The sequence below is a fragment of the Oscillospiraceae bacterium genome (genome assembly GCA_025757985.1).
In the GTDB taxonomy this organism is placed as follows: domain Bacteria; phylum Bacillota; class Clostridia; order Oscillospirales; family Ruminococcaceae; genus Gemmiger.
The window spans coordinates 2,114,811-2,131,051 of record CP107210.1 but is presented as its reverse complement, the minus strand read 5'-3'; the positions used below and the strand labels follow the sequence as shown (position 1 = coordinate 2,131,051).

Here is a 16,241-nt window from a genome sequence, read left to right as displayed (position 1 = left end):
CACTTTTTAGAAACCGCTATCCAAAAGGAGAGTGTGACAATGCACCCGAACGAACACTGCAACTGCCGCTATGCCGATGTGGGCTGTGACAAGATGGAGCAGGTCATGGACCAGATCAGCGGCAAATGGAAGATGCGCATATTATTTATGGTGGGCGCGCACGGCACCCTGCGCTATGGTGAGCTGCGCAGGCTGCTGGACGGTGTGACCCACAAGATGCTGTCCAACCAGCTCAAGGAGCTGGCTGCGGACGGTCTGGTCGAGCGGATCGACTACAACGAGGTCCCGCCCCGGGTCGAATACCGGCTGACCCCGAACGGCGAGGCGCTGATGCCGATCTTTGATGATATTCAGGACTATATCCGCAAAAATACCTGCAAGAGCTGCTGCGCCCCGGATACAAGGCGGGGCTGCTGCGAATAGTATACGGCAGAGGAAAAGTACCACACAGGGGGGATCATGATGCGTAGGCTTGCAGTTCTTTTGGCGGCGGCAGTTCTTTTGGCAGGGTGCGGCGCGGAGGCGGCCCCGCCGACCGAGCCTTCATCAGCCCAAAGCGCAGCTGCCGGGGCACCGTCTGCCGCAGACACCGCAGCGGCGGTGCTGGACGGCTTTGTCTGCTATGGAGCGGATACGGCCGGCTGCAGCCTGAAAAGCGCACAGGCGGCGGCCGTGCTGGTAGAATACCTGAGCCGCGCCGACATCAGCGCCGAGACCGTGACCGACTGGCAGGGCGGGCTGGACGCGCAGCAGCAGGAACTGCTTGCCTTGAACTGGGACGGCATCCTGTACAACGCCCGTCAGATCTGCGAGGACCCGGCTGACGGGAGCGGCCTGTTGGAGGCTGCCGGCGTGACAACGGACTTTGGTACCATCGACCTGAGTGCAGTGCCCCAAAGGCTGGACGCGCTGTACGAGGTGCTGCGGCCTTCCGCATAGCGGAAAAACGCTTTGCAGGGCTGGGCGTGTGACCGGCCTTTTTCGACAGCGGAAAACAACCATCCCCAAAATAAACCGGCGTTCGGTCTTATAAACCAGCAGGATTCGACAGCGCGCTGTGTTACGATATACCTGCAAGCCGAAGAAAAGCAGACGAAGGCAATACCGCACAATTCCCGCCTAACGGCTTAAGCACCGCTCCGGCGGCTGCGGCACGGCATCTGCGTTGCCAAAATGCTCGATAAGACATCCAGTATTATCTGCGCTTTTGGCTTAGCAGCTGCCGCACCTCGCTCGCCGTATCGGCACTTAGAATTATGTGGTATTGCCCTAAATAAGAATAGCATCCCCACGCAAGGCAGCGGCGCTGTCTTAGGTGGGGATGCCTGAATGCAAAGGATGGTTATACGCTATGGAAAATCAGCAGATGAACAGACTGGCAGCCGCTTATCGCGCGGATCTCCTGTACGCTGTCGAGCGCGCAAAGCAGGGAAACTGCGCACCCTGCTGGCAGGATTACTGCATGGAGGAACTCGCCGCGGCAAAGGATACCAGCGCCTACCCGCAGGACGGTGATGCCCTGCGGGCCGAACTGCAGCGGCTGACGGCCGCTGTACCCCAGATCACAAACCGGGAGGCGGAGGCGGCTGAGCTTGCCGCATACGGCGGCAAGCTGCTGTTTTACCTTGATCGTGACCGCGGCACACTGGTCGAGCTGGCCTATCTGCCCGCGCCGGGCAGATACAGCGCCTGCGCCTACATAGATGCGCAGGCCAGCCGTGCCGACCGCCCGGCCTACGCCCGCAGCATCGCCGCGCAGCTTGACGAATGGCGGCAGGAGCAGGGGATTCCCTTTGATAAATCCACTCTGCCCGCCCACCCCGCCGACAGTGACAGCGGCGAGTTTGACACGGTGGAGGAGGCACTGGGCTACCTGTACACCTGCCTGCACTGCCCTGACAGCGTCCTGTGCTGAAAAGCCCCGACGCCGTAAGACCGGAACGGTTTTGCGGCGCCGGGAATGTTATTTTATGGGGGATATGCAATAAGAATGTGATTTTTTGATACGCAGCTGTCTGCTTACAGTTCGTACAGCTCGGTATACTTCTTCTTTAAATACTCGGTGAAGTGGTGTGGGTCGAACTTGCCGCCGCAAAGGCTTTCCACAAGCCACTGCGGCTCCTTCATGCAGCCCCACTGCCAGACGCGCGCCTTGAGGGCAGCCTTCAGCGGCTCCAGATCACCGGCGGCCCACTGGGCATCGAGGTCCATCGTTTTGCGCAGATCATCGACCGCCTGTGCGCCGTAGGCGCTGCCGAGGGCATAGCTCGGGAAATAGCCGAGGTCGCCCATCGCCCAGTGGATGTCCTGCAGGCAGCCGTGGGCGTCATCGGGCACATCCACGCCGAGGTACTCCTTGTACTTGGCGTTCCATGCGGCGGGCAGGTCGGCCACGGCCAGCGTTCCCTGCATCAGTGCCTTCTCCAGCTCATAGCGGACCATAATGTGCAGCGCGTAGGTCAGCTCGTCAGCCTCGGTGCGGATCAGGCCGGGCTCGGCGCGGTTGACGGCGCGCCAGACCTCCTCGGCAGTGACATCGGCCAGCTGATCGGGGAAGATTTCCCGCAGGGTCGGGTAGAGGAAGCTGACAAAGGCACGGCTGCGGCCGACAAGGTTTTCAAACAGGCGGGACTGGCTCTCGTGGAGGCCCATTGTGGCACCGCCGGTCACGGCCGTGTAGTCGTAGGCGGGGTCGATGTTCAGCTCATACAGCGCATGGCCGCCCTCATGGGCAACGCTGTAAAGGTTGGAGAACATGTCGCGCTCCATATAGTGGGTCGTGATGCGCACATCGCCGCGCCAGAATTCGGTGGTGAAGGGATGCTCACTCTCGGCCAGATAGCAGTGGGCCGGATCAAGACCCCACAGCTCCATGATCTTTTTGCTGACGGCGCGCTGACCGTCCAGCGGCCACACCTGATCGAGAAAATCGGTGCGCACGGCCTTGCCCCGGGCCTGAATGTCGGCGAGCAGCGGCACGATGGTCTCGCGCAGCGTGGCAAAAAACGCATCGCACTGGGCGATGGTCAGGCCCTTCTCGTACCGGTCAAGCCAGACCTCATACGGGTCGCGGTCGGGGGCAAAATAATGCGCCTGCGCCCGGCGGGCGGCCACGATTTTTTCCAGATACGGCGCAAACAGGCTGAAATCGTTCGTGCGCTTGGCCTTGACCCAGACCGGGATGCTCTGGTTGCAAAGCTTGGTGAAGGCGGCGTACTCCTCAGCCGGGATCTTTGCAATTTCATCGTACTGGCGCTGCAGCTGGCGGACCTCGGCCTGCTCCTGCTCGGTCTCGGCCTCGGCGGCAGCCTGCTGCAGCAGGGCAGCGGTGTCTGCGTTGACAAGCAGCTCAAAGCTGGCGCGGCTCAGCACCTCGCAGGCCTCGGCGCGGCCGTCGGCGCTGCCCTCGGGGGCAACGGTTTCGGCATCGAAATCAACGGTGTTGAGCGCGTAACGGTAGGCAAAAAGCTGCTTTTCCAGCGCGCGCAGGCGGATGATGGAAGGCTTCATGTTGGTGACCTCGTTTCATAGTGATGCCTTCCCCCCTTGGGGGAAGGTGGCCGAAGGCCGGATGAGGGGCAGGTCTGCGGGGGCAGCCCGTGAACAGGCTGCGGCGGAAGGTTGGCCCTCGTCAGTCCGCTTCGCGGACAGCTTCCCTCGATGGGGAAGCCTTTATAAGCATCATACCACATCTCGCGCACTTTTTCCATTGCCAAGCGGGGAATTTTGTGGTATTGTGGTTATACTATCGGGAAAAGGAGGCCCGCCGCCATGACGGAAAAGCCGCTTGTAAGTATTATTGTGCCCATTTATAACGCACAGGATCATATCGCGCGCTGTGTGGAGAGCATCCGCCGCCAGACCTACCAGAACCTTGAGATCCTGCTGCTGAACGACGGCAGCAAGGATGTCAGCCTTGAGGTCTGCAGGATGTACGCCAAGGTGGACCCCCGCATCGTGCTGATCGACAAGGCCAACAGCGGTGTGGCAGCCACTCGCAATATGGGTCTGCGTGAGGCAAAGGGAAAATACCTGCAGTTTGTCGATGCGGACGATACGATCCAGCCCTACGCCACCGAGCTGCTCGTCCGCCATGCCGAGGAGAGCGGGGCAGATCTGGTCATTGCCCATTACAACCGCATCTCGCCGCCCAAGCCCCGCGCCGAGGGCAGCCAGCGGCCCGAGCGTCCGACCCGGGTGCAGACCTTCGGTTTCCTGATGGAGGGGCCGATGACGAAGGAGGAGTTTGCCGCCGGGCTGATGCAGGAGCCGGCCAGCTTCTACTACGGCGTGATGTGGAACAAGCTCTACCGCGCCGACATCGTGCGCGCCCACGATGATGTCATCTGCGCCGAGGATATGGACTGGTCGGAGGATCTCTACTTTAACCTGAGCTATATCCGCTATGCGGAGAAGTTCTACGCGCTGTCAACGCCGATCTACAACTACTTCAACACGCCGGGCAGCGCGGTGCATACGGCGCTGAACCCGGTGAATGTGGTGGCCACCCGTGCCACGCTGTTTGCCTATTACAAGGAGCTGTATGAGCATCTGGGCCTGTATGAGGAGTACAAGCCGCAGATCTATAAGTATCTGGTTGCTGTAGCAGAGGCGTGATGCCCGCCGCGAGGCAGGGCACTTATGGTGAGGTTGAGGGCCGGGCATGCCCGGCCCCTACAGGGTATAAACAAAAAACCGTCGATGATATATCGACGGTTTTTTTGTTTATACCCAATGCCCGAAGCGGTATTTGGGTTCTGTCGGGTCCGGCACACGGAACTCATTGCCGAGGTAGACCTCGATCGCGTTTTTCTGCAGGCGGCGGGCAACGGCCGGGGGCAGATGGTCAAAGCCCTCCCGCAGGTTGGGCGGGCGTTTTTCGGGGTGGTGGCAATCGCTGGAGAGCAGATGCACAAGGTTCCAGTCCAGCAGCTTGTGCAGCCAGCGGCTGGTATGCCCCTCGCGGATCAGGCCGGTTGCGTTGATCTGCGCCAGGCACCCGGCATTGACCCAGTTGTACAACAGGGTGGGATCCTCGGTCACAAAGGGGTAGCGCTCGACATGGGCGAGGATCGGCGTGTAGCCCTGAGCACGGATGGCAAACAGCGTTTCATCAATGCCCGGCGGCTGGATGGTGGTGGGAAATTCAATCAGAATGTAGCTTGTGTCGGCAAAGGCCAGCTTGCTCAGATCAAGGCTGGGCAGAGCGGTGGAATAGTACACCTCCGCCCCAAGCTTGCCGGCTACGCGCAGCCCCTCGGTGCGGACCGCAGCCGCGACCTGCCGGAAGGCGGCCTTGCGCAGTTCGACAAACTTTTCTACTGTGATGCGCTCATAATGAAAGTGCGGCGTAAAGACAACGCCGACAACGCCGTCAGATACCTCCCGGCGCAAAAGCGACATCGACATATCCAGATCTCTGGCGCCGTCGTCAATGCCCGGCAGGATGTGGCAGTGCAGCTCTACAAGAGAGTTTTTCATTCATCGGTTTCCTGTTTGGAGTCGTAGTAGCCGTACGAATAGGCGTAGGAGTAGCCATCGCGGCGGCCGGTCTTTTTGGCGTTGTAGCCGTTCATGATGACGCCCAGAATGTGGGCGTTTACGGCCTCGAGGTTCTTTTTGCTCAGCTGGGCACCCTGGATCGTGGTGACGCCGGGGCGCACAACGAGCAGCACACCGTCCGCCACGCGGCAGAGGACGGCGGCATCGGTGACGACAGAGACGGGGGGCGTGTCAACGATCACATAATCGAAGGCGTTCTGCAGCGCCTTAAAGATCTTCTCGGTCGTGGAGGAGGCCAGCAGCTCTGCGGGGTTCGGCGGGATGGTGCCGACCGGCAGGACCGTGATGCCGGTGTCCTTCATCCGGATGAGTGCGGAGGCCAGTGCATTTTCCTCATGGGAGGTGATGACATTCGTCAGGCCCGTGCGGCTGCGCGGGATGCGCAGATAGCGGGAGACGGCGGATTTGCGCATGTCGCAGTCCACCAGCACGACCCGCTTGCCGGAGGAGGCCAGCGTGATGGCGAGGTTGACGGCAACATTGGTCTTGCCCTCCTCGGGGACAGAGGAGGTGATCAGGATGGTCTTGCAGCTGCCGGAGGCAGAAAGGAACTCCAGATTGGTGCGCAGGGACTTATAGGCCTCGGTAAACTGGAACGGGGCATCGGAACCGACCGTGAACAGTTTGCGATGGTTCTTTTTTGCGGGCTTGCTCATTTCTTTTTGCCTCCCTCATATTCAGGGATGACACCGACAACGGTGAGATCCAGATACTTTGTGACATCCTCCTCGGTGTTGATCTTGTTGTCCAGCAGGACGGTGAGGAAGATGATGCCGAGGCTGATGACCAGACCGGCCACGCCGCCCATGGCGGTATTGCGCATCGTGTTGGGGGAGACGGGATCGGGGTTGATCGAGGCGCTGGAAATGACCTTGACCGAGCCGGCCTCGACAGATTCCAGAATGACATCGGGGGAAACCACGGTGATCTGCTCACAGACCTGACGCGCCCACTCGGGGTTGTCACTCAGGACGGTGACCTTCATGACCTGAGTGTCGTCCACGGCGCTGACGGTTACGCGCTCAGCCAGCTCGGAGTAGGTCAGATTCAGGCCCAGATTGTTGATGACCTGCTGCAGCACGGTATCACTCTTGATGATGATGCTGTAGGTGGAGACCAGCTTGGTGGCGGAGTTGATCTGGTCGCTGGTGACATTGCTGGTGGTGTCCTGCCGGGTGTTGACGATCATAAGCGCGGACGCCTGATATTTGGGGGTCATCAGGAACTTGGAAACACCAAAGCCGGCGCAGGCCAAGATCAGGGTTGTGAGAATGACGGCCAGCAGGTGCTGGCGGACGGCATTCAGGACCTCTAAAAGGTCAATGGTTTCGTATTCTTCGTTTTCCATGCGTATCCTCCGATTAAGTGTTTTGACGGCGTTTGGTGCGGCTTCCGGCGGTGAAGGTCAGCGCCAGCAGGATCACGGCAAGGGCACCGTAAACCAGAGCGAACAGGCCGAAACGGCCGAAAAGATTCTGGACATAGGTGATGATCAGCTGCTTGACCGAGGCGGGGTTGAGGTTCAGATTGTTCAGGTGCATGGCAGGCACAAGCGCGGTGGCCCCGATGCTGCACAGAACGGCCGATGCGGTGAAGGCAAAGGTCAGACAGCGCACGGCGAAGCGGGGAGAAGCCGCCAGACGCAGCATCAGGAAAATGCTGGCGGCGCAGACAAGGGCCATGGCGGCAACGCTGATGGGCACAATGCGGTCAAACTTCTCAATGATGGTGTACAGCTGGCTGGCCAGCGGAATGGCAACATAGTTGGCATAGTCAAGGCGGCAGGCATCGGCAACGATCGCAACGGCAGACTCCACATCGGAAGTGACATCAACGCCGCGGGCATTCAGGTTGGCAAGCAGAGCGTCATAGGTGGCGGTCTGGATGCTGTCGCGGCTGTCAAGCGCTGTGTCGCCGTCATACAGCCGTGTGACGGCGCTGTCCATGTCCGCAGTGATCTGGTCGCGCGAGATGGCAGAGGTCATTACATCGGCAGAAAAGCCGGAGGAGGCACCGTAGCTGACGAAGTTGTCATACAGGTAGGTGTACGCAGTCTCGCTGAATCCACTGCGTGCGACCTGCTGCTTCATAAAAGTGGGGCTGCAAATGGTGGTCAGCAGCACCAGAAAAAAAGCAAGCAGCGTCAGCAGAAGGCTGGACAGCCAGGACATGATCAAGGCCCAAACGGTATTGCCCTTGGAACGGGGGCGTGCGGAGACATTCTTATGCATATTCAACACCCCCTTAGCTGTTCTTGTCCAGCACGGGGCCGGATACATATTTGGCATAGACGAAATAGCGGTTCGGGGTAAAGCCGAGCGCATCAAAGGGATAGCAGGTGTACAGGATCAGGTTTTCATCGGTGCGGGAGAAGTCATAGGAGGTCTCGTCCTGATAATCCATGACCTTCATCTCGGTGACCTCGTAGGTGTAGACGCCGTAGTGGGTCGTGATTGTGACGGTCGCGCCGACCTCGGCGTGCTGCAGGTCATTGAAGAAGGTGTTGTTGTGGCCCGCCAGCAGGATGGTCTTGCCCTCGCCGGGAATGCCGGCGCCGCCATTGTCTGCGTAGGTGCCCACGCCCTGATTTAGGATCTTGTTTGTGTCACCGTAAAAGACCGGGGCGTCCACATTGGTGCCGGAGACGGTGATCGTGGCATAGCGGTCACCCACAGTCGGGTAGGTGACAGAACTCAGGGGGATGGAATCGGGCTGGGAGGATGCCTCCTCCGCAGCGCCGCCATTGATGACGGTGGCTGCATTTGCCAGAAGATCCTGCGGCTGCGCAACCTCCGTGGTCGTGAGGACCCAACTGATAAGGGCTTGATAGGGGGCAAGCAGGATTTTAGTTGTGGTGAAAAAAATTACGGCACTGATTGCCGTGAAAACCAACGGCACAACCACATAGGCCAGCGGACTGCGCCGCACAAAAGAATGCTTTTTGTTCGACTGCATAATAAAATAATTTCCCTTCTGATGCAATGAAATCCCAAACGGCTTCGATAAGCTCGACTCTCTATGTATAAAAACGGCCAGTCAACACAAAGTTGACAGTGCCGTGTAAACAACGAAAACGGGCAGAGCCGAAGTTCTGCCCGTCACTGATGATAAGTCATCAGTGTGTGCAACTGTCTTACAGCGCACGCTCCTTGCGGACGGCCATGCCGAGGACGCCGGCAACAGCCAGAGCTGCAACGGCGAACACAACGGCAGAGTTGTCACCGGTAGCCTTGATGACTGCAGAAGTAGCAGTCAGGGGGTTGGCACTGGCAGACAGGCCCTTCTCAGCAGAAGCGGTCTCGGTGATGCCGTTAGCAGTAACCTTGACACTGACCTTCAGCTTGGAAGCATCAGAGATGTCAAAGACAGGCTCAACACTGACGCCGGCAGGCAGCAGACCATTGACGGTCTTGATGCCCTCGTTCACATAAGTGATAGCAGAGTTGGCATCAGCGGTGCCAGCAACGGAAGAAGCAGTGTTGTTGACAGCATTGACCAGAGCGGACTGGTTGTCGCGGATGGTGGCCAGCTGGCTGGGAGTCAGGCTGTCAACCGTGCGGCTCAGGGTGGTGACACCCTTCTGAGCCAGGAAACCCTGGATCGTGGCCTTAGCCTTGGCGGTGTTCTGAACATCAGCAGCAAAAGCGGAGGTCGCGAAAACGCAAGCCATCACAACGCCCAGCAGAACGGCGACGAACTTCTTGAAGTTGTTCATTGGTAGTTTCCTCCTTTCCTCGAAAAATATATACGGCATAAACCGCATATACCGCGCGGCGGAACGGAGATAGACCATCCCGACTGTAACGGTACTAAAAGTATAGCACAAAGGATTGCAAATTTCCAGAGCAGATACGAAAAAATACGAATTTTGGATAAACTAACGAAAAGCGGCCCACCACACGAGATTTCATTGACTGATTTTAGAAAAAAAGCAGAAGTGTTATGCTGAAACAGCCCGAAAGGAGGCTGCTTTATGCTGCGTATTGAAAATCATGCTTGTATATGGTACAATAATCGTAACTATTCGGCCATACGGAGGTCCGTCATGCATTATCATAAAGTACCGCTGCTGTGCTTCTTGAACGCGGCAACTGAATTTATACTGCTCGTCACTGTGTTCATTCTGGCTGGTGTGCTGCGCGCGTTCAGCCCCATCGGCAGCCAGTTCGGCATGTGGGATGTCTGGACCTTCCTGCCGGTGGCGGGGCTGTATGCCCTTGCCAATGTGGCCTGCTATGCGGTCGAGGGAACTTATCGCACGCTGCATGTCAAGAACTGGGGCAAGCAGCTTTTTCTTGTCGGGCTTACAAACCTCGCCGGTCTGGCGCTGATGGCTACCGTGTTCTACACCTTCCGGGTCAATCAGCTCTCCCGCCTGCTGCTGGTGTACTATTATCTTTTGTCCATCGTGGTCATTGTGGGCAAGCGGTTTGCCTTTGACAAGGCCGCCGATGCCTATGTGCGCAGGAACGACATTGCCTCCCGCACGCTGCTGATCGGCAGCGGGGAGCTGGCGCAGCGGTTCTACGCCGAGACTTTCCGCGGGAAAAGCCCGGTGTCGCTGCGGTACAGCGGCTATCTGGCCCCCGCCCCCTGCAAGGCCCTGCCCGATTACCGCGGCACCGTGCAGGACCTGTACCGGGTCGTGCGGGACAACCGCATCGAAACGCTGGTACTGGTGCAGGATGTGCAGGATGCCGCCGAGATCCGCCGCATCATGCTGCTGGCGGACAGCTACCACCTGCGGGTCGCGGCGGTGCCGGTCTACAACGATTTTATGACCGCGCGCAGCGAGCTGGACAGCGTGGGCAGCATGCGCTACACCAACCTGCATCTGATGGACACCTGCGACATTATGGGCGTGAACATTGTGGTCACCGACATGGACAAGACGCTGCGCCTGATCGAGGAAAAGCTTGAGGATTGGCGCGGGAAATACATCTGCGTGGCAAATGTCCACACAACGGTGACGGCCCATGAGGACCCGGACTATCAGGCTGTGCAGAACGGCGCGGTCATGGCGCTGCCCGACGGCGGCCCGCTGTCGAAGTACAGCCGCCAGCAGGGCTACACCAATGCCGCCCGCGTGACCGGCCCCGATCTGATGAAAGAGCTGCTCCGGCAGAGCGCCACAAAGCACTACCGCCACTATTTTTACGGCTCCACGCAGGAAACGCTGGACATTCTGCGCAAAAAGGTTGAGGAAAACTACCCCGGCGCCGTGATCGCCGGGATGTACTCGCCGCCGTTCCGCCCGCTGAGCCCCGAGGAGGACGAGGAGGTCGTGCGCAGGATCAATGAGGCAAAGCCGGATTTTGTCTGGGTGGGCCTTGGCGCGCCCAAGCAGGAGCGCTGGATGGCTGTGCATGAGGACCGCGTGCAGGCGCTGATGGTCGGTGTCGGTGCGGCGTTCGACTACGAGGCGGGCAACATCCGCCGTGCGCCGATGTGGATGCAGCGGCACAATCTGGAATGGCTCTACCGCCTTATGCAGGACCCGAAGCGGCTGTTCAAGCGGTATTTTGTGACGAACACCAAATATTTGTGGTGGACCTGGAGACAGTAAGGCAGCTTTGTAAGAGCATCGCGCCCTTTTTTGGGCGGCGGTGCTCTTTTTTGTTTGTTTATATGTTGTTTTCGGGTTTCCACGCTCTGCGGCAAAAAGCGGCGGGCGGGCGTGGTATAGTCATGGCTGTCCGGACATACACTGTAGGCGGCCCGCACGGGCTGCCGGTACATTGCGGAGGGTGACTGTATGACTGTATCAAGCAGAGAGCATCTACCTATCAACACGGAAAAGCTGCTGCCCGGCGCGCGCAGCGCGGCGCTGCTGTGGCAGGGGGCGGCGCTGCTCGGCGGTGCGGCACTGGGGGCCGGGCAGGTCTATGGCGGTGCGGCACCGTTCGGGCTGGCGCTCGTCATCGGCTGCCCGCCCGCCTACTGTGTGGCGGCGGCGCTCGGCACGCTGGCGGCAGGGTTGGCGTTTCAGCCGGCGCTGCTGGGGATCAAGCTGGGGGTGGCGGCGGTGGCGGCCGCCACGGTGCGGCGGCTTGTCGATGGCAGCACAAAAGCCGGTGTGCTGGCCGGCTGCCTGACGCTGACGGCAGCGCAGGTCATACAGCTGCTGCTGGTGGGGGGCATCCAAAATTTTTCCCAGACCGTCACGGTGGGGTGTACCGCCCTGCTGGCGGCGGGGTTCGGCTGGGCGTTTGCGCATTTTCCGGCGCGGGAGCCGCGGGGCGTCTGCCTGTGGCTGGCGGTGGCCACGGCCTGCCTGCAGCGCTGTGCCGCCGGGCCCTTGGCTCCGGGCCTGGCGCTGGCCGCCGGGGCAGGGCTGTGCGCGGCCATGGCCGGAACGCTGGAACAGACGGCGGTGCTGAGCATCGCGCTGGCGGCGGCCATCACGGCATCCGGCCCGGCGCTTGCCTTTGCGGCGCTGGCGGTCGCGCTGGGCAGTCTGGCGGCGGCCTGCCTCTGCCCCGGGGAGCGCTGGCGCTGCGCCGGGGTCTTTGCGGTGGGCTGTACGGTGGGCGCGCTGGCAGCCCCCGATGCGGTGCATGCCGTGCCGCTGGCCGTCAGCGCCGGGGTGGGTATGGCGGCGGCGATGGCGCTGCCCTCCGGGGCGCTGCGCAGGGTCTTTCCCCCGCCGGCCCCGCCCGTGCAGGCGCAGGGGCTGAGCGGTGCGGCGCGCAAGCTGTCCGGCGTGGCGGATGCCCTGAGCGACATTGCTGACACGGTGAATGCCGTCTGCCAGCGGCAGATGCCGCCGAAGGGAGAGTGCTTTGACTTTGTGGTCGAGCAGGTGGCGCGCACGACCTGCCAGAACTGCACCCGCCGCAGCCGGTGCTGGGTGCGCGGGTATGCCACGGCGATGGACGGGCTGTACCACCTGAAGCCGGTGCTGGAGAGCCGCGGCCGGGTGGAGGTGCAGGATCTGCCGGGGCAGCTTTCGGTCTGCATCCACCCGGCGGACCTCTGCACGGCGGCCAACCACGGCTACCGGCTGTGGCGCAGCCGCCGCCAAAACCGCGCCCGGGCGCAGATGCTGCGCACCGCCCTGACGGAGCAGTACAGCGCACTGGCCGGGGCGCTGGCCCAGCTGGCCGGTAAGCTGGGGCAGGCGGGTCTGCCCGACCCCCGGCGGGAGAGCCGGGTCGCCCAGCTGTTTGCAGGGCTGGGCCTTGAGGCGCTGGAGTGCAGCGTGACCGCCGACCTGGCCGGGCGGCTGACTGCCAGCGTTACGATCTGCCGCACCCATTTTACCCGGGAGGAGATCGCGGGGCTGACGGAGGAGATGAGCCGCCTCTGCCGCCGGGATATGGATCTGCCAGAGATCACCCACTGCCGCACCGTCACGATGCTGACCTTCGGCGAGCGGCCGCTGTTTGCGGCGCAGTTCGGTGCGGCGGCCCACGCGGCGGCGGGGCAGAGCGTCAGCGGCGATGCGCTGGATCAGTTCTGTGATACGAGCGGCCGCGCCCAGATGCTGCTGTGCGACGGCATGGGCACCGGACGGGCGGCAGCGGTGGACGGCCAGATGGCCGCCAAGCTGACAGCCCAGCTGCTGCGGGCCGGCTTTGCGGCCGAGAGCGCCGCCCGCCTTGTAAATGTGGCCCTTGGGCTGAAGGGAGCCGAGCAGGAGGCCGGGGCCACGCTCGATCTGCTGACGGTGGATCTCTACACCGGGCGGGCCGGGCTGTTTAAGGCGGGGGCGGCACCGAGCTTTCTGGTACGGGGCGGTGTGCCCCGGATGCTGGACGGCGCCAGCCTGCCGATGGGGGTGCTGGACAGTCTGGTGGGGCGGTCCTCGACCTTTGCGCTGGACGCCGGGGATTGGGTGGTGCTGGTCAGTGACGGTGCCCTTGCGGACGGCAGCGACTGGCTGATGCAGCAGCTGCAGCTCTGCGCGCGGCTGGGCCATACCCCGAAGCAGGCCGCCGAGACGGTGGCCGATGCCGCCGCCCGCCGCGCCGGGGAAAAGCGGGACGACATCACGGTGGCGGTGCTGGCGCTCAGCCGCCGGTGACAAAAAAGCCCCTGCACCGCGGAAAACGCAGCGCAGGGGCGCGGGATCAAAACAGCTTTTGCTTGCGGGTGGGCTGAGGGTCGAAGGGGGTGTCCTCATGATGGCGGCGGACAAAGACCTGCCGGGTCTTTTCCGTCACGGTGCGGCCGTTGTGCCGGGGGACCGAGTAGAAGGTCCGGGTAATGTTGTAGTAGCCGAGCAGATGCTGGACAAGATACTGCGCCACGGCGGGCAGACAGTCGGTGTCCTCGATGTTTTCGTAGTTATAGTCGCCGTAGAGAAAGCGAACCTCGCCGGTGCCGGCGTAGAGGATGATGCCGGTCTCGTCAAGCAGCACCTCGCGGATGACGCTCTGCTGCAGGCCGGCGGTGCCGCATTCGGCGGCGCGCTTGGTGGCTAAAGGGCGCTGCTCAAGCGGTACGCTCTGGGGGTCCAGCTTTTCGGTGCCGCGCTGGCCGATCTCAAGCAGGATGTCCCGCATCATGCGGCTTTCCAGCAGCGGACGGATGCGCTCCTTCGCACGGACTTGTTCGGTTTTGTTCTGGATGGTGGTGATCAGGCCCATGGGGGCGCCTCCTTGCAGATTTTGACGATATATGCTTAGGGCAACACCGCATAATTCCCGCCTTACGGCTTAAGCACCGCTCCGGCGGATCTCCGCGCCAAGAGCCGCCGCAAGCGGCGGTTGCGCTCCGAAGCGCCTCGCTGCGGCTCGGTGTGCGGCACGGCATCTGCGTTGCCAAAATGCTCGATAATACACAAAGTATTATCTGCGCTTTTGGCTTAGCAGCTGTCGCGCCTCGCTCGCCGTATCGGCACTTAGAATTATGCGGTATTGCCCTAGTATACCACAGGCGGGGCAGCTGTGACAACTGCCCCGCCTGTGAAAATTGTAAATTGTGAACAGGCCCGGTCAGCCGACGATGAGCACCTGCAGGCTGGCGGTGCCGTGCTGCACAGTGTAGCGGTCGGTGATGGTAAAATGCTGCTCAAGCCAGGTGTGGAACGCAGCCATGTCGCGGACCTCGGCGTCATCGTAGAGGATGACGCGGGGCTGCTTTTCGGGCAGCTCGGCGTAATACTGTTCAAACCGGGGGTCACTGTCGGTGCCGGAGATGACCGACGCCTGCGCCACGGTCAGGGTGCCGTCCGCCATCAGAAAGCCGAGGCCGTGCTGTTCGCCGATGGCCTGCAGCACCGGCCGGCCTGCATAGGGGGCCAGCGCCTCATACAGGCACTCCTGCATGTCGGCAGCCTTTTCATCGGCCCATGTCCCGGCGGCGGGGCCGGTGGTGATGCGCTGCACCGCCACCTCCCGCACAGTCCCGCAGCGCCAGCCGGTCTGCTGCACAAGCCAGAGGCGGGGCAGCGCGGCGGCAAGCAGCATACAGAGCAGAAGCAGCTGCGTTTGTCTGCGGCGGTGCGGCGCGGCGGGGCTTTTCAGTGCGAGTGCGGCGGCACCGCAGAGGGCGGGCCAGAACAGGTACATAAAGGTCGTGCAGAGCGCGATGAGGGTCGAGCGCAGGATAAAAAGGTAGGCCGCCATGCCGGGCAGCCAGCCCAGCCAGAACAGCAGGCGGCGCAGTGTGCGGTGCTGCACTTCCCTGCGGTCGCAGCAGAACGTCCAGCCGCCGGCCAGTGCAGCCGCCAGATAGAGGTGGCGGAAATCTAGACTGACCGAGATCAGGCTGTGCGCCGTACACCAGAGCGTCAGGAAAAAGGTGAAATACCAGAGCAGCCGCTCCAGCAGGCGGGCGGGCGCGGGGCGGCTGCCCCGCCCGGAGAGCACCCCTGCAAGGACGGCCGCCGCTGCGGCCAGCGCCGGGACCCGGCAGGTCTGCAAAACGGCGGCAGCCTGCCCGGCCAGCGTGTGCAGCCGCTCCCCGGCTGTGAAGTCATACTGCGGGTCGTTCAGGATCAGTGCGGCGCGGGCCAATAGGGCGGGCAGATCAAAGCCCATGCCCTGCAGCAGCCAAAGCGCAAACGCGCCCCCGCAGACGGCGCAGCTCACCAAAAAGAGCAGCGCGCCGCAGCGGCGGGGCGCTGCACGGTCAAGCAGCCAAAGGCCGAGCAGCAGGAACGGTGCCGCCGCGGCAGACTGCGGGTAGGCTAAAAAGCTGAAGCAGGCGCAGACCGCACCTGCCGCCACCCGCCACAGGCCGCGGTACTGCTGCGGGCCGGGGGCATAGTAGCCGTAAAAAAACAGAAAGGCTGCCAGCGTAAAGTGGAACTGCTGGCTGACATAATCCGGCCCAAGAAACCACTTGGGGGTAAAGACAAAGAGGACCAGTGCCAGCAAGCAGGCGTTGGTGCGGCCCAGCGGGGCGCGCAGGCCGCGGTAAAACCAGACAGACAGCACAGCCTTGAGTACCAGCATGGTGACGCGGACAAACAGCAGCACGCCGGTGGTGGTGCCGGTAACGGCGGTGTATGCCGCGATCAGCAGCGCGGGGGGCAGGGCGGAAAGCTGGTGCGGCTCCCACATCGAATAGAACAGCCGGTCGCCCCGCACAAGGCGGAATCCCAGCGAAAGGGCGTATTCCTCGTCGATCTCCAGCCCCACAAACAGGGTGTGCAGCATGGCGGCTGCGGCCAGCAGCACCGCTGCCGCAGCGAGAAGGCGTTTACAGGTATCGTTTTTTGTCATGATAAT

15 protein-coding genes and 1 pseudogene are annotated in these 16,241 nt (G+C 61.8%); 7 read left to right on the top strand and 9 right to left on the bottom strand.

What is annotated here, in order from left to right; translation table 11 throughout:
* Nucleotides 1-39 precede the first annotated feature (39 nt).
* From OGM67_10335 to OGM67_10325, 3 genes are all read left to right on the top strand, one after another.
* Entirely contained in the window at nucleotides 40-423 is a 384-nt protein-coding gene (locus tag OGM67_10335; protein ID UYJ33979.1) for a winged helix-turn-helix transcriptional regulator, read from the top strand.
* A gap of 36 nt (nucleotides 424-459) precedes the next feature.
* Nucleotides 460-939: a hypothetical protein gene (locus OGM67_10330; GenBank protein ID UYJ33978.1), complete on the top strand. Its 480-nt coding sequence runs from the start codon at nucleotides 460-462 to the stop codon at nucleotides 937-939.
* A gap of 412 nt (nucleotides 940-1,351) precedes the next feature.
* Nucleotides 1,352-1,915 carry a hypothetical protein gene (locus OGM67_10325; protein ID UYJ33977.1) on the top strand — a complete coding sequence of 188 codons (564 nt, stop codon included), beginning with the start codon at nucleotides 1,352-1,354 and terminating at the stop codon, nucleotides 1,913-1,915.
* Nucleotides 1,916-2,019: 104 nt separating this feature from the next.
* On the opposite strand, the gene OGM67_10320 is transcribed toward OGM67_10325, so the two are convergent.
* Entirely contained in the window at nucleotides 2,020-3,510 is a 1,491-nt protein-coding gene (locus OGM67_10320; protein UYJ33976.1) for a carboxypeptidase M32, read from the bottom strand.
* Between the two features lie 261 nt (nucleotides 3,511-3,771).
* Between OGM67_10320 and OGM67_10315 the strand changes: the two genes are divergently transcribed.
* A complete protein-coding gene (locus tag OGM67_10315) occupies nucleotides 3,772-4,617 on the top strand; it encodes a glycosyltransferase (GenBank protein ID UYJ33975.1) in 846 nt (281 codons plus the stop codon).
* A 108-nt stretch (nucleotides 4,618-4,725) separates the two neighbouring features.
* On the opposite strand, the gene OGM67_10310 is transcribed toward OGM67_10315, so the two are convergent.
* From OGM67_10310 to OGM67_10285, 6 genes are all read right to left on the bottom strand, one after another.
* On the bottom strand, nucleotides 4,726-5,481 hold the full coding sequence (locus tag OGM67_10310) for a capsular biosynthesis protein (protein ID UYJ33974.1): 756 nt from the start codon (nucleotides 5,479-5,481) through the stop codon (nucleotides 4,726-4,728).
* A complete protein-coding gene (locus OGM67_10305; protein ID UYJ33973.1) occupies nucleotides 5,478-6,218 on the bottom strand; it encodes a CpsD/CapB family tyrosine-protein kinase in 741 nt (246 codons plus the stop codon). The genes OGM67_10310 and OGM67_10305 overlap by 4 nt, the downstream gene beginning before the upstream one ends.
* Entirely contained in the window at nucleotides 6,215-6,910 is a 696-nt protein-coding gene (locus OGM67_10300; GenBank protein ID UYJ33972.1) for a Wzz/FepE/Etk N-terminal domain-containing protein, read from the bottom strand. Before OGM67_10300 ends, OGM67_10305 begins: the two co-directional genes overlap by 4 nt.
* 13 nt (nucleotides 6,911-6,923) lie before the next feature.
* A complete protein-coding gene (locus OGM67_10295) occupies nucleotides 6,924-7,793 on the bottom strand; it encodes a hypothetical protein (protein UYJ33971.1) in 870 nt (289 codons plus the stop codon).
* Between the two features lie 13 nt (nucleotides 7,794-7,806).
* A complete protein-coding gene (locus OGM67_10290; protein UYJ33970.1) occupies nucleotides 7,807-8,517 on the bottom strand; it encodes a class D sortase in 711 nt (236 codons plus the stop codon).
* A 178-nt stretch (nucleotides 8,518-8,695) separates the two neighbouring features.
* On the bottom strand, nucleotides 8,696-9,277 hold the full coding sequence (locus tag OGM67_10285; GenBank protein ID UYJ33969.1) for a hypothetical protein: 582 nt from the start codon (nucleotides 9,275-9,277) through the stop codon (nucleotides 8,696-8,698).
* 456 nt (nucleotides 9,278-9,733) lie between these two features.
* Here OGM67_10285 and OGM67_10280 point away from each other — a divergent pair.
* The 3 genes and pseudogenes from OGM67_10280 (at nucleotide 9,734) to OGM67_10270 (ending at nucleotide 13,588) form a co-directional block, all read left to right on the top strand.
* Nucleotides 9,734-10,222, top strand: a pseudogene (locus OGM67_10280) (hypothetical protein).
* A 177-nt stretch (nucleotides 10,223-10,399) separates the two neighbouring features.
* Nucleotides 10,400-11,128, top strand: coding sequence for a WecB/TagA/CpsF family glycosyltransferase (locus OGM67_10275; GenBank protein ID UYJ36222.1), 729 nt, complete (start codon nucleotides 10,400-10,402; stop codon nucleotides 11,126-11,128).
* 189 nt (nucleotides 11,129-11,317) lie between these two features.
* Nucleotides 11,318-13,588 carry a SpoIIE family protein phosphatase gene (locus OGM67_10270; protein ID UYJ33968.1) on the top strand — a complete coding sequence of 757 codons (2,271 nt, stop codon included), beginning with the start codon at nucleotides 11,318-11,320 and terminating at the stop codon, nucleotides 13,586-13,588.
* A 46-nt stretch (nucleotides 13,589-13,634) separates the two neighbouring features.
* Here OGM67_10270 and OGM67_10265 read toward each other — a convergent pair whose 3' ends face one another.
* Entirely contained in the window at nucleotides 13,635-14,153 is a 519-nt protein-coding gene (locus OGM67_10265; GenBank protein ID UYJ33967.1) for a hypothetical protein, read from the bottom strand.
* 348 nt (nucleotides 14,154-14,501) lie between these two features.
* Nucleotides 14,502-16,235 carry a hypothetical protein gene (locus OGM67_10260; GenBank protein ID UYJ33966.1) on the bottom strand — a complete coding sequence of 578 codons (1,734 nt, stop codon included), beginning with the start codon at nucleotides 16,233-16,235 and terminating at the stop codon, nucleotides 14,502-14,504.
* Between the last annotated feature and the right edge of the window lie 6 nt (nucleotides 16,236-16,241).